At 51.1% G+C, this 20,090-nt stretch carries 22 protein-coding genes; 10 read left to right on the forward strand and 12 right to left on the reverse strand.

Annotated elements, in window-relative coordinates; translation table 11 throughout:
* Positions 1–17: 17 nt before the first annotated feature.
* On the reverse strand, positions 18–707 hold the full coding sequence (locus ACO0LN_RS13725) for a Crp/Fnr family transcriptional regulator (protein WP_232063189.1): 690 nt from the start codon (positions 705–707) through the stop codon (positions 18–20).
* 157 nt (positions 708–864) lie between these two features.
* Here ACO0LN_RS13725 and ACO0LN_RS13730 point away from each other — a divergent pair, with 157 nt between their 5' ends.
* From ACO0LN_RS13730 to ACO0LN_RS13740, 3 genes are all read left to right on the forward strand, one after another.
* Positions 865–1,455: an HD domain-containing protein gene (locus ACO0LN_RS13730; protein ID WP_422974624.1), complete on the forward strand. Its 591-nt coding sequence runs from the start codon at positions 865–867 to the stop codon at positions 1,453–1,455.
* A gap of 230 nt (positions 1,456–1,685) precedes the next feature.
* Positions 1,686–2,441: a class II aldolase/adducin family protein gene (locus ACO0LN_RS13735; protein ID WP_422974626.1), complete on the forward strand. Its 756-nt coding sequence runs from the start codon at positions 1,686–1,688 to the stop codon at positions 2,439–2,441.
* Positions 2,438–3,256, forward strand: a complete 819-nt coding sequence (locus ACO0LN_RS13740; protein WP_162057201.1) for an SDR family oxidoreductase — start codon at positions 2,438–2,440, stop codon at positions 3,254–3,256. The genes ACO0LN_RS13735 and ACO0LN_RS13740 overlap by 4 nt, the downstream gene beginning before the upstream one ends.
* An 80-nt stretch (positions 3,257–3,336) precedes the next feature.
* Here the strand turns inward: ACO0LN_RS13740 and ACO0LN_RS13745 are convergent, their stop codons facing one another.
* A complete protein-coding gene (locus ACO0LN_RS13745; RefSeq protein WP_422974629.1) occupies positions 3,337–4,386 on the reverse strand; it encodes a porin in 1,050 nt (349 codons plus the stop codon).
* 355 nt (positions 4,387–4,741) lie between these two features.
* Between ACO0LN_RS13745 and ACO0LN_RS13750 the strand changes: the two genes are divergently transcribed.
* Positions 4,742–5,476: a hypothetical protein gene (locus ACO0LN_RS13750; protein ID WP_422974631.1), complete on the forward strand. Its 735-nt coding sequence runs from the start codon at positions 4,742–4,744 to the stop codon at positions 5,474–5,476.
* Positions 5,477–5,548: 72 nt separating this feature from the next.
* On the opposite strand, the gene glmU is transcribed toward ACO0LN_RS13750, so the two are convergent.
* A complete protein-coding gene (gene glmU, locus ACO0LN_RS13755) occupies positions 5,549–6,907 on the reverse strand; it encodes a bifunctional UDP-N-acetylglucosamine diphosphorylase/glucosamine-1-phosphate N-acetyltransferase GlmU (RefSeq protein ID WP_422974633.1) in 1,359 nt (452 codons plus the stop codon).
* A gap of 172 nt (positions 6,908–7,079) precedes the next feature.
* Between glmU and ACO0LN_RS13760 the strand changes: the two genes are divergently transcribed.
* The 6 genes from ACO0LN_RS13760 to ACO0LN_RS13785 all read left to right on the forward strand — a co-directional run bounded on the left by ACO0LN_RS13760 (position 7,080) and on the right by ACO0LN_RS13785 (position 14,034).
* On the forward strand, positions 7,080–7,736 hold the full coding sequence (locus ACO0LN_RS13760) for a PepSY-associated TM helix domain-containing protein (RefSeq protein WP_422974635.1): 657 nt from the start codon (positions 7,080–7,082) through the stop codon (positions 7,734–7,736).
* 218 nt (positions 7,737–7,954) lie between these two features.
* A complete protein-coding gene (locus tag ACO0LN_RS13765; RefSeq protein ID WP_422974637.1) occupies positions 7,955–8,473 on the forward strand; it encodes a DUF2271 domain-containing protein in 519 nt (172 codons plus the stop codon).
* A 19-nt stretch (positions 8,474–8,492) separates the two neighbouring features.
* On the forward strand, positions 8,493–9,302 hold the full coding sequence (locus ACO0LN_RS13770) for a DUF4198 domain-containing protein (protein ID WP_162057196.1): 810 nt from the start codon (positions 8,493–8,495) through the stop codon (positions 9,300–9,302).
* 35 nt (positions 9,303–9,337) lie between these two features.
* Complete coding sequence (locus ACO0LN_RS13775) at positions 9,338–10,354, forward strand: FAD:protein FMN transferase (protein WP_422974639.1); 1,017 nt, start codon at positions 9,338–9,340, stop codon at positions 10,352–10,354.
* A gap of 81 nt (positions 10,355–10,435) precedes the next feature.
* Positions 10,436–11,848 carry a sulfite reductase subunit alpha gene (locus ACO0LN_RS13780; protein WP_422974894.1) on the forward strand — a complete coding sequence of 471 codons (1,413 nt, stop codon included), beginning with the start codon at positions 10,436–10,438 and terminating at the stop codon, positions 11,846–11,848.
* A gap of 263 nt (positions 11,849–12,111) precedes the next feature.
* Complete coding sequence (locus ACO0LN_RS13785) at positions 12,112–14,034, forward strand: M64 family metallopeptidase (RefSeq protein ID WP_422974641.1); 1,923 nt, start codon at positions 12,112–12,114, stop codon at positions 14,032–14,034.
* 73 nt (positions 14,035–14,107) lie between these two features.
* On the opposite strand, the gene ACO0LN_RS13790 is transcribed toward ACO0LN_RS13785, so the two are convergent.
* From ACO0LN_RS13790 to ACO0LN_RS13830, 9 genes are all read right to left on the reverse strand, one after another.
* Positions 14,108–14,539 (reverse strand): nuclear transport factor 2 family protein, encoded by a 432-nt coding sequence (locus ACO0LN_RS13790; protein WP_422974643.1) that lies wholly within the window; start codon positions 14,537–14,539, stop codon positions 14,108–14,110.
* Between the two features lie 18 nt (positions 14,540–14,557).
* Positions 14,558–15,196 carry an SGNH/GDSL hydrolase family protein gene (locus tag ACO0LN_RS13795; protein WP_422974645.1) on the reverse strand — a complete coding sequence of 213 codons (639 nt, stop codon included), beginning with the start codon at positions 15,194–15,196 and terminating at the stop codon, positions 14,558–14,560.
* Positions 15,197–15,231: 35 nt separating this feature from the next.
* On the reverse strand, positions 15,232–15,573 hold the full coding sequence (locus ACO0LN_RS13800) for a zinc ribbon domain-containing protein YjdM (protein WP_422949177.1): 342 nt from the start codon (positions 15,571–15,573) through the stop codon (positions 15,232–15,234).
* Positions 15,574–15,647: 74 nt separating this feature from the next.
* Positions 15,648–17,681 carry a PAS-domain containing protein gene (locus tag ACO0LN_RS13805; protein ID WP_422974647.1) on the reverse strand — a complete coding sequence of 678 codons (2,034 nt, stop codon included), beginning with the start codon at positions 17,679–17,681 and terminating at the stop codon, positions 15,648–15,650.
* A gap of 41 nt (positions 17,682–17,722) precedes the next feature.
* Complete coding sequence (locus ACO0LN_RS13810; protein ID WP_422974649.1) at positions 17,723–17,854, reverse strand: hypothetical protein; 132 nt, start codon at positions 17,852–17,854, stop codon at positions 17,723–17,725.
* A gap of 12 nt (positions 17,855–17,866) precedes the next feature.
* Positions 17,867–18,277, reverse strand: coding sequence for a GNAT family N-acetyltransferase (locus ACO0LN_RS13815; RefSeq protein WP_422974652.1), 411 nt, complete (start codon positions 18,275–18,277; stop codon positions 17,867–17,869).
* Positions 18,277–18,777, reverse strand: a complete 501-nt coding sequence (locus tag ACO0LN_RS13820) for a DinB family protein (protein ID WP_422974654.1) — start codon at positions 18,775–18,777, stop codon at positions 18,277–18,279. Before ACO0LN_RS13820 ends, ACO0LN_RS13815 begins: the two co-directional genes overlap by 1 nt.
* Positions 18,778–19,011: 234 nt before the next feature.
* A complete protein-coding gene (locus ACO0LN_RS13825; protein ID WP_422974656.1) occupies positions 19,012–19,449 on the reverse strand; it encodes a hypothetical protein in 438 nt (145 codons plus the stop codon).
* Positions 19,450–19,614: 165 nt separating this feature from the next.
* Entirely contained in the window at positions 19,615–20,088 is a 474-nt protein-coding gene (locus ACO0LN_RS13830) for a VOC family protein (protein ID WP_422974658.1), read from the reverse strand.
* Between the last annotated feature and the right edge of the window lie 2 nt (positions 20,089–20,090).

The raw sequence follows: 20,090 nt of genomic DNA on the forward strand, positions 1-20,090 counted from the left end.
GATTACACTCAAGAAAGTCACTCTTTGTCACATAATACAGCCAGCCTGCTTTCTGACAGTATTTCTATGCTGCCATAGGCAAGCCTGATCAGATCATGTTGCCTGAAAAACTGCAATTCCTTGGACAGGGTCTGGCGCGTCATACCCAGCATCATGGCCAGTGCCTCCTGGGTAACCGTTACCAGGGCATGACCATCCTGTTGCCGGTTCGCTACTTCAGCCAGCAACAGCAAACGACGCGCCACCCTGGCCCGTACTGAACGCAGGCCAGCATCTTCAACTATGCCATATAACAGGCGTATGCGCTTTGCCAGCATGCGGGTGATTGCGGTGGCAAAGGAATTGCGCTGCATCAGGATGTTAAAAACTGGTGGTTCCAGCACCAGCAGCTCGACCTCACTGAGTGCAGTGGCGTCATGGGTACGCGGCTCACCATCGATCAGGGAAATTTCACCAAACCAGGTGGCAGCATCTAGGAAGATGAGGATGGCCTCTCGCCCCTCAGCGCTTAGGGTGGACATCTTCACCGTACCGCTGAGCAGGGCATAAAAGCCATTGGGCTGGTCGCCCTGGCGAAACAACATTTCACCGGGCCGCAAGCGCAAATGTTCGCAAGAGGCTAACATGGTCTTGCGGTCCGCCACTGGCAGGCTGGCAAACCAGGGGTCGGCCAGCAAGATGCTCATCAGGTTTGCTTGTGATGCCATGAAAGAATAATTGCCCGCATGAATAGATGAGCTGAATTGTAAAGTATTTGACAGTTAGGCTTGAAAACTGCGTTTAAGGTATGGCTGTTATGACTAGAACGCATCTCATTCATATTTATGAAATGAGTTCTAAATATTCACTTCAAGGAGTATGCAAATGCAACATCGTGCGCAATTTGTCCGCATGGAGGACAGTACCCAGGAAGACTGGCAAATCATAGGTGGGGAGTTCAGGCATTTTGTACAGGGCTTGCCAGACCGCGTGATGAAACATCTGCGCCTGCTTGAAGGCGATTATGGCGGTTTCCCGGTAGATCGCTTCACCCATTCGCTGCAAACCGCCACACGCGCACTGCGCGATGGCCGTGATGATGAATATGTGTGCTGCGCCTTGCTGCATGACATAGGCGATACGCTGGGCTCATTCAATCACCCCGATATTGCGGCTGCCATACTCAAACCCTTTGTCAGCGAAGAAAACCTGTGGATGGTGCAACACCATGGCATTTTCCAGGGCAATTATTTTTTCCATCACATAGGCATGGACAGAGATATGCGCGAGCAATTCCGGGCGCACCCGCATTTTGAACGCACGGCAGAATTTTGCGCACTGTACGACAACCCGTCTTTTGATGCGCATGCAGAAACTTTTCCGCTGGTGGAATTTGAACCCATGCTGACCAAGCTGCTCAGCCAGCCGCGCAATACGATCTACAAAGCTGCTGTCAGCGCCATTAACGATAAATAATAATCAATAGGGCTTACACAAAATTGTCCCAACAAGGCTATCGCTATGGGAAACCGCTCTTGCAGGAGCGGTTCGTTACGTTGGCAGACAACATGTTGTCTGAAACCCCAACTACACCGTAGCGACGAAGACAGTACTTTAGTACAGGGTATTGCCAGATGCGGGAGCTGCAACGCTTTGGGGCACTTTTGTGTAAGCCCTCATCACAAAAAAACAACACTGGAGACATTATGGATATCCCCTCAGTCAAAGATCAAGTCAGCGCAGAAGAATGGCAAGTACGTGTCGATCTGGCCGCCTGTTACCGCCTTGTCGCATTGTATGGCTGGAGCGATCTGGTATTTACCCATATCAGTGCACGCATACCTGGGCCTGAGCATCATTTCCTCATCAACCCTTATGGCCTGATGTTTGATGAAATCACAGCGTCCTCTCTGGTGAAGGTGGATCAGCAGTGCAATAAGGTGATTGATTCACCGTTTCCGGTGAACCCGGCTGGCTTTGTCATTCATAGTGCAGTACATGCTGCACGGGAAGATGTGCAATGTGTTTTGCATACGCATACACGTGCCGGTGTTGCTGTCAGCGCACAAAAATGTGGCGTGCTACCGCTATCGCAGCAATCAACTTTCGTGCTGGCATCGCTGGCTTATCATGATTATGAGGGCGTTGCTTTCAGGGAAGATGAAAAGCCGCGCTTGCAAGCTGACATGGGACAGGCTAACTTCCTGATGTTGCGCAATCATGGCTTATTGACAGCAGGCAAGTCGATCGCCGATGCCTTCCTGTCGATGTATACCTTTGAAGCAACTTGCCAGATACAGCTGGCAGCGCAGGCTGGGGGTGAGCTGGTACATGTGAACCCGCTTATCGTCAAAGGGGTGGCAGAAGCCATGCGCGTACAGACTGGTGGTTTGGGTGGTGCCTTTGTCTGGCCCTCCTTGATACGCAAACTTGATCGAACGGATGAAAGCTACAAACTATGAAGGCAAAGCACAAGGTCGTTGTCATTACTGGCAGTTCAGATGGAATAGGGGCAGAAATCGCGCGTCAACTGGCTAAAAAATATGGGCCCAGCCTGGCATTGGTGCTGGCGGCGCGCAATGAAGAAGCACTCAAGAAAGTGGCTGCAGAATGCAAGGCCTTTGGTGCTGTGTCACACGTAGTAAAAACCGATGTCGGCATGGAAGCCAATTGCCGCCATCTGATAGAAGCAGCAGTGGAACAGTTTGGCAGTATCGATGTGCTCATCAATAATGCGGGTAAATCTGCCCAGGCCCTGCTCGAAGAAGTGGATAACCTGGGCTGGTACCAAGAGCTCATGCGCATCAATTTCTGGGGCAGTGTCTGGTGTACCCATGCTGCCCTGCCCCACCTCAAAAAATCACGCGGCACCATCGTCGCGGTATCTTCCCTGGCAGGCCTGATCGGTGTACCGGGCCGCACCGCGTATAGCGCGAGCAAGTTTGCCATGGGCGGTTTTTTTGAGAGCTTGCGTTCAGAACTGAAAGAAGCTGGCGTCAGGGTGACTGTGGCCTACCCTGGCGTGGTGGCTACCCAGATACGCTATCACGGTTATAACGCGGCGGGTGAAGCAGCAGGCAAGAGTGGCTTGAAAGAAGATGATGCGATGTCGATAGAAGAATGTGCATCGCTGATCATACGTGGCTATGAACGTGGTGACCGTGACGTCGTCATGAGCTTCAAGGGCAAGCTGGGACGCTGGCTGAAACTGATTGCACCCGGTCTGGTTGAGAAGATGGCGATGGCGGCTTTGAAGAAAGAAGTCCGGCCGCATTGAAGCAACCACATCGAGACACAAAAGCCCTGAACTGTCTGGCAGTTCAGGGCTTTTGGTTTTTACAGCATCACGCGATACGACTAAAAGCGGTGCTGGATACCAACAGTTGCTGATGTCTGATTCGTCGCGAAACCTGCATCATCACGTGAGACGCCTGTCAGCTTGTTATTGCTGGCCTTGGCATAGCCGGTGGCGATATAGATATCAGTGCGTTTGGACATTGCATATTTGGCGCGCAAGACCAGCAAACCCGGATCTGCATCTGCACCGGCAGCAACATTCTTGATGTCCTGATAGTAATAAACGCCAGTCAAAGTCCAATCTGGCGTGACGGAGTAATTAGCCCCCAGCCAGAGTGTGTCACTGCGCTGGTCTGCAGCACCTGTTGCCAGGGTTTTCTTGAAGTTGCGATAACCTGCAAACACTTTGGCAGGGCCGAAATCATAAGAGCCGCCCAGGTGTAATACCTTGGCCTGGTCATAAGTACCGTTGGCTATAGGCGCACTATTATTTTGCTCATAAGTGATGACAGCAGCCCACGGGCCATCAAACGCGCTGGCAGCAACAATGTATTTGGCATTACCTGAAGTATTACCTGCCACTTCACCAAAGCCATAGGTTGCACCGAGTTTGTAACCCTTGCCGTCGTACTGGTATTTCAAGAGATTGGACACACCAGTCAGCATGCCATCTTTACGGTTGCCAGTGGCACCGGCAGAAGTTGCCCAGGAATATTGCGGCGCATAACCCATAGGATCGAACGGCAGGATGAAATCATAGGTGGTGCTGTATGAACGGCCAGCGACGATGCGGCCAAAATCACCTTGCAGGCCAACATTGGCCTGACGGCCAAAGATGTCACCGTCAGAGGCACCAGTGTCGAGCAGCACGCCGCCTTCGAGTTGCATGATGGCTTTCAAACCACCACCCAGGTCTTCGCTACCGCGCAAACCAAAACGCGAAGTGTTCATACCACCGCTATTGAGTTTGAACTGGCTGCCCTTGTTGGCATCAGCATTGTTGTTGTAAGTGATATTGGCATCAATAAGGCCATAGATAGTGACGCTGGTTTGCGCATGCGCTGCAGTTGCCATGCATGCCAGCGTGGCCGCGCCGAGTAACTTCTTCATCGGTGTTCTCCTATAGAAATTTTTGTTTTGCAGACAACATGCGTGTCATGTGGTCGGTTCACATGCTAAGGAGTACAAGCTTTCAGTTGCCTTTCTATGCCAGGCTCACTTATCAAACCGGCATCATACTGTTGTGAAATTGCATCCTTGTGGGCACGCCATGTCCCTCATACACCATAGACAGAAATTTTCTGTTTTTCCAGAACTCATTTCACGCCCGTTTTTTAAAGCTTCACACCAGATTCCTGCCACTGATCTCATACCGGTGGTGGCTTGCGGAGCCAGGCCTTAATCTGTCATTGCTGTCCCAACAACGCAGATTACTTACTCAACTACTTACATAATGGAGTCCATCATGAAAAACCTCTTTACTACAACTACCATCAAAACCGTTTTGCTTGCCGCTGGCATCGCCACTCTTGCCAGCAATGCCATGGCCTTTTCTGAAACTGAATTCAAAACTGCCGTCAAACAACTGGTCAGCACGCCCACCATCAGCCAGGAACAATATGTCGCCAATGCTGTGACTGCATGGTTGAATCAGGACTACATCAATTCACTGTCCCAGGCTGAAATAGATGCCAGCAGAACAGCTAACCAGCAAGCAGCAAATACCTTCAGCAATTTGCTCAAACAGGAACCAGGCAATCCTTTGCTGATGTCTTATGCCGGTGCAGCAACTGCCAAGTCTTCACTCGACAAATTCGCCAAAGGCGAAAAAACCACGGCACTGGAAGATGGCACAGCGATGGTAGAACAGGCTTTGCAACTGGCGGACAATAGCCCCGCCATGCATGGCAGCGTGCCTGTGGCACTGGAAGTACGTTTTGTCGCTGCCAGCACTTACCTGGCCGTACCAAAAATAATGAACCGCCACGACAAGGGTGAGCAATTGCTGAAAGACGTCATCGACGCCCAGCAGTTTGCCCAGACTGATGTGAATTTCCGTGGCGCGGTGTGGATGCGTGCGGCGACTTTGGCAGTAGAGAAAAACCGTGCAGATGAAGCAAAAAAATACTTGAACGAAATAGTCAAAAACAATGCGCAGCAAGCGCAGAAAGCTGCGCAGTTATTGCAAACATTCTCCTGATTTTTTGATGTGTATTACTATGTAGCGGCCAGCCGATATGACTGACATGGCTGACCGCTACACCATGAATGTCTATTTCTTGATTTTGACTGGACGCTGCCAGCCATCGATCGTGATCTGCTTTGCGCGTGAGACGGTGAGCTTGCCTTCCGGTGCATCCTTGGTCAGCGTCGTGCCTGCGCCCAAAGTCGCGCCCTTGCCTACCCGCACTGGTGCCACCAGTTGTGTATCACTGCCGATGAACGCATCATCCTCAATGATGGTACGAGACTTGTTCACACCGTCATAATTACAGGTGATCGTACCGGCACCAATATTGACGCGGCTGCCTATGGTGGCATCACCAATATAAGCCAGGTGATTGGCCTTGCTGTGTGCGGCAATCTGGCTATTTTTTACTTCAACAAAATTACCGATGTGCACATCCTCTGCCAGCTCGGCACCAGGGCGCAGACGGGCATAAGGGCCTATCTGTGATTTGGCACCGACGACGGCATCTTCGATATGGCAGAAAGCCTTGATGCTGCTGCCTGCTGCAATACGCGCATTATTGATGACGCAGTTCGGGCCTATCGTTACACCATCTCCGAGCTGCACGTCACCGATAAAGACGCAGCCTACATCAATCGACACATCACGCCCACATTGCAGACTGCCACGTACGTCGATGCGCGCCGGGTCATACAGGCCCACACCTTGTTCCAGTAATTTGAGAGCGATATTTTTTTGATGTGTGCGTTCGAGCTCGGCCAGTTGCACCTTGCTGTTGACACCCAGGGTTTCCCAGACTGCATCTGGCTGGGCCGAGACAACTTCCACACCATCAGCTACTGCCTGGGCGACGATGTCGGTCAGATAATATTCACCCTGGGCATTCTTGTTGGATAAATTACCCAGCCATTTTTGCAGGTGAGCAGTTGGTATGGACATAATGCCGGTATTGGTTTCTGTGATCTGACGCTCGGTCTCACTCGCATCTTTTTGTTCGACGATGCGTTTGATGATGCCATCTTCCCTGACGATGCGGCCCAAGCCTGTGGGGTCTGCCATATCGACGGTCAGAATACCGAGCTTATCTTTACCAGTTGCCGCAACCAGGCGTGCCAGGCTGGCTGGTGTAGTCAGTGGCACATCGCCATACAAGACCAGGGTAGCTTGATTAATATCCAGCACAGGCAAAGCCTGGGCAACAGCGTGGCCGGTACCCAGTTGTGGTTCTTGCAGCGCAAAGCGCAAATCTTCAGCGGCAACGGTTGTTGGTACTTGTTCACCACCATGGCCATAGATCACGCAGATAGTGCTGGCCTGCAGTTGTCGCGCCGTGGCGATCACATGGTTCAGTAAAGGCTTGCCTGCCAGCGTGTGCAATACTTTGGGCAAAGAAGACTGCATGCGTTTGCCCATGCCAGCTGCAAGAATGACGACGTTCATAATGAAGAAAATTAGTTGATATCCCTAAAAGTTTATCACGCACTGCCTGGGTGGACTTTAGAATACAGTTATCAAAATGCTTATCACGCTGTCAGGCGGAAACAAAAATGTACAATTCCCACTGCTTTTTCGACACGACTCCATGTACAATTGAGAATAATTATCATTTAGAATGAACAAAAATAAATTCATGCAAGCCGGTACGGACAATTTATCGAAACAACAAAGCCGGGCTTTCTGGTTGCGCCACCTGCATCAATGGCACTGGATCAGTTCTGCACTGTGCCTGATTGCGATGATCCTGTTTGCCGCGACAGGCATCACCCTGAATCATTCGGCACAGATAGAAGCGCATCCTGTGGTCAGCAAGAAAGAAGGCAAGTTGCCATTTGCCTTGTTATCGCAGTTGAATGCTTTGAAAAATATCGATGATGCCGCCATCCCCGGCGATGTCAGCGAATGGCTGGCACAAGACATGGGAGTAAAACTGGGTGACCAGGCACCGGAATGGTCACCGGAAGAAGTGTATATAGGCTTGCCCCGACCCGGTGGCGATGCCTGGTTGCGCATAGAACTGGACAATGGGGAAGTGGAATATGAGCTGACCAGCCGTGGCTGGATTGCCTATTTCAATGACCTGCACAAAGGCCGCAATACCGGCACAGCATGGAACTGGTTTATCGATGCCTTTGCCGTGGTCTGCCTGATTTTTTGTATGACTGGCCTGTTCCTGCTGAAGATGCACGCTGGCAAACGCCCCAGTACCTGGCCGGTGGTGGTGTTTGGTTTGGTGCTACCTCTGATACTTGCCCTGATGTTTATCCACTAGTGGACTTTAACAGTGAAATCGAGAGTGAAGGACATGTGCCCGGCGCATCAGGGCAAGATGCAAAACACAGCGATAGCGGGGCTATCGCGAGTATTTGCAACGCAGCCATGATCGTCGCGCACATGGCAGGCACTCCGATTTTCACTGTTACAGTTCACTAGTTATTTAAAACCGTTCATTCTTTGTTCTTACTTTGTTCTCAATAAGGTTGTCTATCCATGCGTAAATTGCTCCCGTTTGCCATCACCAGTCTGCTGGGCGCCCCGGCCATGAATGCTGTCGCGGCTGACCTGACTTTGAAAGTCGAAGTGCCACGTTTGAATGTGGCTGAATATCACAAGCCCTATGTCGCGATCTGGCTGGAAAAACCAGACCAGACATTTGCTGGCAACCTGTCGGTCTGGTATGACTTGAAAAAGCGCGACAATGAAGGTACGAAATGGTTGAAGGATTTGCGTCAGTGGTGGCGCCGTAGTGGCCGTGAATTACAAATGCCGGTCGAAGGCGTCAGTGGAGCTACCCGTACTACCGGTGAGCAAACCCTGAGTTTTGCCGGTGACAAGGGTATATTGGCGAAACTGCCAGCAGGTGACTACCAGCTTATCGTTGAAGCTGCGCGTGAGGGCGGTGGCCGTGAAGTGGTTAAAGTTCCGTTCCAGTGGCAAGCCAAAGGCGAGCAAAACCTCAAAGCCCAGGGTAGCCATGAGCTGGGAACTATTGCTGTGACGATCAAATAAGACTGGCTCAAGGATAATCATGAAAAATTTTAAAAAAATCGCTCTGTTCTCGGCACTGGCTTGCGCAGCATTCACGGCGCAGGCGCACCGCGCCTTCCTGGTGCCGTCCTCAACTGTGGTGGCTGGCAATACCCCATGGGTGACCGTCGATGCAGCTGCTGCTACCGATGTGTTTGTGTTTGATCACAATGCGCTAAAGCTTGATAATCTGTTTATCACAGCACCAGACGGCACTGCGCTGAAACCGGAAAATGCCAATACCGGCAAATACCGCAGCAGTTTCGATGTCAAGCTCAGCCAGATTGGCAGCTATAAAATTGGTTTGTTGAATGAAGGCCTGTTTGCCAGTTACAAGGAAGAAGGCAAGGTCAAGCGCTGGCGCGGTACGGCAGAAACTTTTGCCAAGGAAGTGCCAGCCAATGCAGAAGAACTGCAAGTCACACAACGCAGTGGCCGCGTTGAAACCTTCGTCACCAATGGCAAACCCGGTGGCAAGGCGATGGAAATTACCGGCAGTGGCCTGGAACTGAGTGGTGCCACTCACCCGAATGATCTGGTCGCCGGCGAAACAGCACAATTCCGCCTGACCCTGGATGGCAAACCGGCAGCCAAGGTCAGTGTCACCCTGATAGCTGGTGGCGTACGTTACCGCCAGAAGCTCGATGAAAAAACTTTTGTGACAGATAATGATGGCAAATTCAGCGTGACCTGGGCAAATGCAGGCATGTACTGGATGGAAGCAGAAATCAAGGACGACAAGCAAGTCAAGGCCCCGGCCAAATCCAGGGTAGCCAGCTATGTAGCCACACTGGAAGTCTTGCCTCAATAATCATTATCAATACTTAGCAACAAATACTGAGCAATATGCGTCGTGTTTTTATACCGCTGGATGTGGCGGAACCACAAATCCCGCCCGCCCATGCGATCAGCCATACACTCAGTGGGCTGAGCATGGGCACCAACTGGACTGTGCAGCTACTCTGCCTGCCAGCCCACGATGTGCACGAATTGCAGGCGGGTATAGAAGCCGAGCTGAACCAGGTCGTCATGCAGATGAGTACCTGGGACCCATCCTCATATTTATGCGAGTTCAACCGCGCAGCGGCCAATAGCTGGCAATCCTTGCCAGCAGAATTTTTCAAGCTGGTCGATTACAGTTTGTACCTGTCCCAGCAAACAGGCGGGGCTTATGATATCACCGCAGGCAAACTGGTTGACTTGTGGGGCTTTGGCCCTGCGGGCAAACGCGAAGACGCCCCCTCACGAACCGAGATCGACCTTGCCCTGAGCTGCGGCAACTGGAAATCACTGGAACTGGATCATCTGAACCAGCGCATACGCCAGACTGGCACGGGCACCAGCAGCGTCGCGCTGGACTTATCCTCAATTGCCAAAGGCTTTGCGCTGGACCAGATCGCCCGCTATCTCGATGCGAATAAAATCACCAGTTACCTGATAGAACTCGGTGGAGAATTACGCGGACTAGGTATGAAAAAAGACCAGTCACCATGGTGGGTCAGGATAGAAAGCCCTGCAGAAAATACAAAAAAACTGGACAAGGAATATCTGGTCGCCCTGCATGGCCTGTCGATTGCGACTTCTGGCGATTACCGCCAGTATTTTGAGCAGGATGGTCGTCGCTATGCGCATACGCTTGATCCGCGCACGGGTTATCCGGCAGACAATGATCTTGCCTCGGTCACGGTCTTGCACCCTGAATGCATGGTGGCAGATGCGATGGCTACTGCGCTGACGGTGCTGGGTTGCGCTGCCGGTCTGGCGTATGCCGAACAACATCAGATCGCCGCCCTGTTCCTGCAAAGAACCGCGTCTGGTTTTGAAGAAAAAATGAGCAGGGCCCTGAGTGCCATGCTGGATTAAGCACGTATGCGCCTGCCCTCTTTAAGCTGGATGAAGCGTATCAGCCTGGCCCTGACATTCCTGTGTCTGGTCAGCTTTTTTATTCCTTCTCCTGCGCAAAAACAATACAGCACTGCACTGGTCGCTATCAGCTATCTGAGTTTTTGCCTGCAGACCCTGCGCAGGCATAAAGATGAACTGGCCACGCAGCATCATGGATTTAGTACTGAACTGAATCAGGCGCATGCACAAAACATCCTGATCGCGTATGCAAGCCAGACTGGTTTTGCAGAACAGATTGCCGTCAAAACTGCACAGCATCTGCAGGATGCCGGTATGAGTGTTGCAGTCAGCAGCCTGGCTGCCATCAAAACTGAGACTTTAAACAAGACCAGCCGCATCTTATTCATACTCAGCACTACCGGTGAAGGTGATGCGCCTGACAATGCAGCGGCCTTTACCCGTCTGACCATGAGTCAGAAAATCGATTTATCGCATTTGCATTTCGCCGTACTGGCGCTCGGCGACAGGCATTATCAGCAATTCTGCGCTTTTGCGCACAGGGTAGATCTGTGGCTCAAGCACCAGCACGCACATAGCCTGTTTGACATGATAGAAGTCGATAATGGAGATGAAGCAGCCTTGCGGCACTGGCAGCACTATCTGGGCCTGCTCAGCGGCCATACAGAAATGGCAGACTGGAGCAAACCGGCTTATCAGGAATGGATATTAACCGAGAGAGAATTGCTCAATCCTGGCAGCCTCGGCGGGCCTGCTTACCGCATCGCCTGTATCCCGGCAAAAAACACCAATGGCAGTGAACATATCTGGCAAGCCGGTGACATCGCAGAAATTGGCCCTGACTATCCACCCCAGACAGCGAATGACAATACCACTGATGAGCGCCCTGTCCTGCCGCATCGTGAATATTCGATTTCCTCCCTGCCTGCCGATGGCAAACTGGAACTGCTGGTGCGGCAAATGCGCCGTCCGGATGGCAGCCTCGGCATAGGCTCCGGCTGGCTGACAGCCCATGCAGAAATCGGACAAACCATCAAACTGCGCATACGTGAAAACCGTAACTTCCACACGCCATCGCAAGACCATCCCCTGATACTGATAGGCAACGGTACCGGACTGGCAGGCTTGCGTGCGCATATCAAGGCGCGTGCTACCCGTGGTCATTTACGCAACTGGTTGTTTTTTGGTGAAAGAAACGAGGCGCATGATTTTTTCCATCGTCAGGAAATACAGGACTGGCAAGCCAGTGGTGTGCTTAACAAACTGAACCTGTGTTTTTCCCGCGACCAGGCCCAACGCCGCTACGTACAACATGCCTTGCAAGAACAACAGGCAAACATAGTGGCATGGGTAGAACAGGGCGCAGCCATTCTGGTGTGCGGCAGCCTGCAAGGCATGGCAGAAGAAGTGCACCAGACCTTGAGTAATATGCTGGGTCTGGATAAACTGGAGCAGATGGCTGAGGCGGGATTGTACAAACGGGATGTCTATTAAGGACTGGGAAGGACTGGGAAGGACTGGGCTCACTTGTTTCATTAGCCTGCCCATGCCAGAAGTTGAACCATCCATGCCCGCGTTCAATTTTGCAACACTTGTTGCAATTCCCTACATGAAATACATGTCTTTCTACATACACGTTGTTGTACGATAGCAGTTGGTCGTTTTTGTTAATATATTTATCAAGTACATCCTGACAAGGCAGCAATTATCAACTGGCCCACAGGAAAGTGCGCTTCTATCTACAAGGCTCACCCATCATGGCAGACGTCACCCCTTTACTGAATACCGGCAGCAGCAAAAACCGCGTTGATATCGTCTTCGTTGCTGAAGGTTATACGGCTGCCGAGCGCGCCAAGTTTTTGGCAGATGCGCAAAAATTCCTCGACAATATGCTGGGTGATTCGAATGCCAAACTGAATGCGCCATTCTCTTCGTACAAGAACCTGTTTAATGCCAGTGCCATTTTTGTCGCCTCAACCCAATCAGGAACTGACCAGCCCAACCAGAATATCAGCGTCAATACCTATTTTGATGTCAGCCAGCATGGCAGTGACGGGCGTTTGCTGTATGGTGACTTTTCCAAGGTAACGTCTTATGTCAATAGTGCCGTAGCGAGTGATGCACATGAGCTGGTCGTGGTGCTGGTCAATACAGCACTTTATGGCGGCGCTGGCGGTTCCATCGCCTGGGCATCTGCCGGGAATATTTCATCCGCCGAAGTCGTACTGCATGAGATAGGCCACAGCTTTGCTGGCTTGCAGGACGAATATGTCGATACCGCAATTGCCAGCAACTACCCTCTGACCGATCCCGGCTTCCTGGCCAGCCCGCACGTGACCGATTCACTAAGCCGCATACCATGGTCTGCCTGGCTGGGTTTCCAGGACGGCAATCTTGGCGTGATTGGCACTTATCAGGGTGGTTATTATCGTAATACTGGTATCTGGCGCGCGACCCAGGACTCAAAAATGAATCACCTGGGTGTCGCTTTCAACGCACCAGAAAAAGAAGCCTTTGCCCTCAAATATTATGCCGCCATTGGCGATTACCTCGATCTGTATTCCAGCATACCCGGCATTTACCAGCCATCAGTGCCTGATGCCAGTCTGCTGGCTTACACCTGGAAAATAGCTGGCAACACTGTCAATACCACCGATAAGCTCTACTTTGATGCGTATGGTTCCGGTGCCTATAAGGCTGGTGCCAGCCTGAGCCTGACGACCATAGACAATACCGGCTACATACGCAAAAACCTGAACACCACGCAGCAAACAGAAACCACCACGATGGATAAAACCATCATCAATGTCAGCGGTGCCAGCAGTAGCCTGAATGCCAATAACACTATTTACCAGTTTGATGGCAGCAATAATACGATAGGCCTGAGTGCACCTCAGTCTGTGCGCTATGACTACATTGATGGCGGAGCGGGCACCGATACCCTGGTCATCAGTGCCAAACTCGGTACAGGTGGCGGCAGTTATTTTGTCTGGGAAATCGGCAACAACACCATGTTGCTGGGTAACCAGAATGCGGCTTACTGGGCTGCCCACAATGTAGAAAAAATCCAGTTCACTGACTATATCGTCAACACCACCGTGTATGACAATGCGCATACCATCAAGACAACAGAATTGAAGGCGCTGGAAGAATTGTATGTCGCCTACTTTAACCGCGTACCTGATGCGGATGGCCTCGACTACTGGATCAACCAATTCAAGGGAGGCATGAGCTTCAAACAGATAGGCGATGCCTTCTTCCTGGCGGCTGCACAATACCCGGCACAGACCGGTTACAGCGCCAGCCTCAGCAATACTGATTTTATCAATATCATTTACAAGAATGCCATGGGCAGGGCAGACGGCGCGGATGCGGCGGGCCTCAAATACTGGCTCAATGAACTCGATACCGGCATACAGAGCCGTGGCTCGATGGTCAGTGCCGTACTCGCCGGTGCACGCGCATTCACAGGAGATGCGACCTGGGGCTGGGTCGTCAATTTGCTCGATAATAAAATCAAGGTCGCCAATCAGTTCGCCGTAGAATGGGGCTTGAATTTCCTGACGCCTGAGGCATCCATCACGAATGGCATCGCGATTGCGTCTGCTGTGACAGCCACTGATATTTCTGCGGCGATTACACTCGTAGGTATTTACGATGGGCAGATACAATTTGCCTGATCAGCACCTTGCATTTGGCCAGACACATCTGGCCCTATAGCGCAATAACAAAGCCACCTCAGGGGTGGCTTTGTTATTTGACGATACCGGCATGTATCGCAGTCTGGCCATCACTCCAGAATACTTTCTGGACTATGGAATTGATCAGCCATTGCCCACTGGATTTACTCAAGCCAAATTGATACAGGCAATGCGTATGCAGGGTCTGGCCGTCTTTATTTTTGCGAAAAATAATGCTAGAGACTTTTGCGTTTGCAGCATCATCGTTCAATTCAATTTCAGTATTGCCGCTCAGATGATGGGTCTGCAAGTCTTGCAGGGCGATGCGACGTAATTCTGCATAGCGCTGATTGCTCATCTGCTCAGGCAGTGTGCCACGCAAATCTGAGTAATCAGTATGGATGGAACTGGCAAGGCAGGCGCTCAAGAAATCCCAGTCTTTCAAGTCAAAACTATTGGCGAACCTGGCAAGCAGGTTTTGTATCGCATGTAAGTCAGCGCTCATAAAATTTCATTTCAAACTTCATTGCAAAATAGACGACACCACACCAACCAGCTCCCAACCCAGGATAAGGTGCTGGTCAGCATCCAGATGCACGCCATCATATTCACTGCATGTCACAACACTGCCAGCATCAAAGAAATGGCAGCCAGCAGCGGCCGCTACTTCTTTATAAGCTTCGGCCAGGCCCTCACACTTTTCTTCGCAACCGACAAACTTGGGCGCTATCATGCCCTTGGGGTCATATGGCATAGGCGGTGCAACAATGAGTATGGGCGGGATTTGCATGCCAGGCTCTACCGGCGCCTGGCGTATGGTATTGATGACGACGGCCAAGCCCTGCGCAGACAGCCAGGCATTATTCTGATGCATGGACTGGAAATCATTCACACCAAGCATGACGATGACCAAGGACAAAGGCGTCAGGGTTTCTATGCGTTGCGCCAGACCTTGCGAGCCATTTCGCCCTGGCTTGAAAGGATCTTCCCAGACAGTACGGCGGCCATTCAGGCAATCTTCGACCACACGCACATGTTTGTCCGCGCTATTCAAGCCTATCTCCAGCACACCGGGCCAGCGCTCTTCAAAATTCAGGCGTTTGCGCGTCGTCGGGATCAAGCCCCAGGACATGGAATCGCCATAGACCAGTATGTGCCGCATGCTTTGCTCCCTATCAGACTTACTTCAAACCTGGATCAGACCTTTTTGAGATAACAGGCCTTCAACATGAAATTGCCTGCATCCATTTTACAATCGACTTCATGGTCGCCGCTGACCAGGCGTATGCTTTTTACCTTGCTACCCATCTTCAGGGTGGTCGATGAGCCTTTGACTTTGAGGTCCTTGATGAGGACAACAGCGTCGCCGTCTGCCAGTACATTGCCGTTTGAATCCCTGACTATGCGCTCATCATTATCGTCCGCGCTGGTGGCAGCCTGCATGGGCCATTCATGTGCACAATCGGCACAAATATAATTATCGCCATCCGGATAAGTATTTTCCATCGAGCAGACCGGGCAGGCGGGAGATTGGGACATGTGATGTTTTCCTGATGCAAAAAGAGAAGCAGTATAGCCGACCGCCTGCCTGAAACTGGTAATACCCGAGTAGCTTAGTCAGCGGGGTCACTATCGTTAACGGTCGCGACCAGGGGGATTTGCATGATGAAACTGGTGCCCGCCCCCTCCTCACTTTCTATACGGATATCACCTCCGAGCAGGCTGGTGACGATGTTATAGACAATATTCATGCCCAGTCCGGTGCCGCCCTGACCGAGTTTGGTGGTGAAGAAGGGATCAAATACACGCCCCAGATTTTCTGCTGGTATGCCAACACCATTATCGTCAAAGCGCAGTTCGACCCTGTCCTGGCCCAGCGTGGTGGCACTGATCCAGATCTGACCATCAGGCTTGCCCTCAAAAGCATGCAGGATGGCATTGTCAATCAGGTTGCAGATCACCTGGTCCAGCGGCCCCGGAAAACTGTCCAACTCTATGTGAACGGGTATGTCCACGCTGATCTGCAGGCCTGCCTGACGTATCTTGGCCATCATGGTGGCAATCACATCATGACAAACCTTGTTGAGCTGGAAACGGCGGCGCTTGGAACTCGCCTGATCTACTGCCACCTGCTTGAAGCTGGCCACCAGGTCAGCCGCATTGTTCAAGCCATGTTCGATGAGCTCACTGGCATGTTGCGCGGCCTGCAGATAGGCTGTCAGGTCGGAGCGACGGATATTGCCATCGCCAATCTTTTGCGCAAACTCCTGGGTCTTGGCTTGCAGGGTACTGGCCGTCAGCAGGCTATTGCCGATGGGAGTATTGAGTTCGTGCGCTACACCTGCCACCAGCGAACCCAGCGCAGCCAGTTTCTCACTGCGCATCAGATCATCCTGCGTATGGCGCAGTTCTTTGGTGCGCTCTGCGATATTCTGTTCCAGCAGCGCGTTGGCTTTCGACAAGGCGGTCTGTACTTTTTTGAGTTCAGTAATATCGGTATAAGTGGTGACAAAGCCCTGCAGCTTGCCGTTTTCATGGATAGGCCTGCCCTGCACCAGATGGGTATGGGCATTTGGCCTTACGCGCTCAAACTGGTGGGCCTGAAACTGTCTTGCCAGGCTCAGGCGGGTATTGATGAGTTCTTCTATATCACCTTCACCATACTCACCACGCGTCGCCATGATGCGCAATAAGTCTTCAAATGGCACGCCCTCGTAGATCGCATCAGGATGATAGTCAAGCACGTCGAGGAAGCCCTGGTTCCATAAATACAGTTTCAGTTGTTCATCAAACACGCTCAAGCCCTGGGGCATGTGTTCCAGCACTGCCTTGAGGAATAATGACTGTTTGTGGAATTCGATTTCTATACGGCGTTTGGACGTCACATCGAGGCAGGTAGTAACCACACCACCACCATCTACCGGGACACCCCGCACTTCAATGATGCTGCCATCAGAACGTATGCGCTCATAGGAATAGGGCTTGTCACTTTGTATGATGGCCATGAGCTTGGCCAGCTTATCTTCATCGCTGGCACTGCTGAATTCACCATATTCCCCGCGCCTGATATTGGCCTCGAATATCTCGCTGACCAGCGGCTGCCGGCCCTCGAACAGCGCCGCGGGCAAGTCCAGCATGCGCAATAATTCTTCATTCCAGGCGACGAACCTGAGATTTTCATCAATCAGGGAGACGCCGCCGGGAAAATTTTCAAGTAAAACACGCAGCTTTTCATTTTTCTTGCGCGCCTTCAGCTCGGCCTGCTTGCGTTCAGAAATATCACGTACCGCAGCAATAATGCATCGCCTGCCATGGTCTTCAAGAAGGTTTAAAGCTACTTCAGAGGTGAATAAATTACCATCAGCCCGGCGTGAAGCCCATTCAAAGCGCTGGGGCTGCCCCGCCAGGGTCAGCTCGATGTAACGGTTGGCGGCAACCAGGGAATCCTGGCCGTCAAATTGTGTGGCAGCAGATAAATCCACAGGCGCACTGGAAAGTAATTGCTCTCTTGAAAAGCCAAACATTTTCTCGGCACTGGGATTGCAGTCAATGAAAACACCACCTTCCATGACCAGCAACGCATCCAAAGCTTGCTCTACCATGGCGCGGTATAGAGCAATTCTGGATAATTCCACTTGGCCTGGCATAGACGTCCTTGACTGATTTGAAAACAGTACCAACAGTGTTTTTAGGAAATACGGCGCATATTCGAGTATTCATCAAACCCGACCAGACTACAAGCAGCAAATCCTGTGGGCAACAGAATAACAGCTTCTGCCACAACCGTGCTATCCGGCAACATGCATCTTGCTATATCCATGACGCTTCATAGTCAAACAAATTTAAGCAGGTAATAAGAACCGTCTTCTCCTGTTTCCTTCTCCAGTTCACGCCAACCCAGGTGACGGTAAAATGCCATGGCAGCATGATTGCTTGCCACACATTTGAGTTGCCATGGACATGCCAGGTGCGCCTGCAGATGCTGCAATAAAGCCCACCCTGCTCCCTGACCTTGCACCAAGGGGTGCACATATAAATGGTGGATGTAGGCATGCTCGTCCTGCACAGCCAGCACCTGGTCGCTGCTATCTACCGCGACCCAGATGGTTTCACCGCAGGAAACCGCCGCAAAATCAGGAATAGTCTCAGACGGGCGGATTTGCCATGTCGCTTCGATGATGCAGAGCCGGTAGATTTCCTGCAATGCGGCGGCATCTTTTTCGCTGGCAAGCCGTATTGCCATCAAGGCTTATCCACGGCCTGGCGGCTTAAAAATACCGTCAACGTATCTTTTGGCGGTTGTTTGCCAATCTGGAACAAGATGCGGCCCACTGCCCCCCGGTGATAATTACCATGAGTCGCTACGTGCAATAACATCTCGCCACGTGACATGCAGCCAGGGGTGCCATCGACAAAGCTAAAGCGTATGTCGTCTGCAAACCTGGTTTCATGCTGGGCTGCGACATAGTCTATATACCAGCGGTCAACATGCTGCACACCATGCTGCAAATCAGCCAGTGTGGGTGTTTCTTTGGTGTTCAAGGCGGTAAAGCCATGCTGCTCGCTTTGCAGATTGGCGATGAAAATCTGATCTACCACGTAGATGTGATTGAGTATTCTTATTGCATCATGCAGCTCACGCGCATGTTCGCCTGGCGATACAGTTCCCATGAGATGATACAAGTCGGTATTAGCCCAGGCTTTGTATTCAAACAAATTCAGTAAAAGTTTTTTGGTATGCATATGATTCCGGTGAGACATGCTCGTTCATGCAACGCTATGTGAACGCTGTGTGAACGTTCAGTGACCTGTAAATGAACGATATGTGCCACCAAATGACAGCACACAGATTGCAGCTATTTTAGCTATTAATGTATTTATATGCTGGACGTCGTCACCGGAAGCAGGCAAAAGAAAATGCCTGTCATCTGGACAGGCATTGATAATATAGCTTAGGGTTAAAATAGCTAGAGCAGCTTATTTCGTCGCTTCCGTCGAAGCAGTCAGCAAATGCAGGGGGCGCACTTCTTGTGATTTTGTTTTTACCTCATTGATGGAAATTGTTCTGCCATCGAGGAACACTTGATAAGTCGAAGCAGAACCACCTGAATTTTGCCTTAGCGACATACGTGTCTTGCCATTGAGTTGATAATCCACACCCGAACCGCCATGTACTGCGCGGTACTTGATGGTCTTGCCATCGATACCGGCATTGAATGCCGCGGCCCCCTTCATCTTCAGCAAAATATCATACAAACCATCTGGATTTCTGCCAGCAAATTGCGCCATTTCCACTTCCACATCCTCACCTTCGAGGTATTTACCGTAAGGATTCACGACGACGGTCTCAGCCATGGCAAACCCCGCCATGGCGAATAAAAAAGACGCAGCAATCAATGGCTTTGGTAGTTTCAATTTTATTTACCTTTGGATGTAAGTGGCTTATAGACAGGCAATCAGCGATTCATAGCAATGCATAGCAATACATACGCTGAAATTGGGGTCTGACAATCTTACATAAATAAAATCAAAACTTGGATATAGGTAGAAATATTTACAAAATTTACATTTTTTACAAACTCATCCTGCGTACGCTTTATCGAGGTCGGCAATGATGATTTTCTTCATCTGGAACATGACCATCATGACTCTTTGCGCCTTGGCCGGATCGGCATCATTGAGATAATTGATCAATGCCCTCGGCACGACCTGCCAGGAAATGCCGTATTTGTCAGTAAGCCATGCGCACTGGCTTTCTTTACCACCGCCCGCCAATAATTTGTCCCAGTAATAATCGACTTCTTCCTGCGACTCGCAATCGATGACAAAAGAAATGGCTGGAGTGAAGCTGTAATGCGGACCACCATTGAGGGCGACAAACTCCTGCCCGGCCATGGTGAACTTGATGGTCAGCACTGTCCCTTTGGGCAGGGGTGCGCCTTCACCATAATGGGCTATGCTGAGAATTTTTGCATCCTTGAATATGTCGAGATAAAACTGTACGGCTTCTTCAGCCTGATGATCAAACCAGAGGAAAGGGGTGATTTTTTGCATGA

Origin of the sequence: Undibacterium sp. TC9W (assembly GCF_049339865.1) — a bacterium.
Lineage (GTDB): Bacteria > Pseudomonadota > Gammaproteobacteria > Burkholderiales > Burkholderiaceae_D > Undibacterium.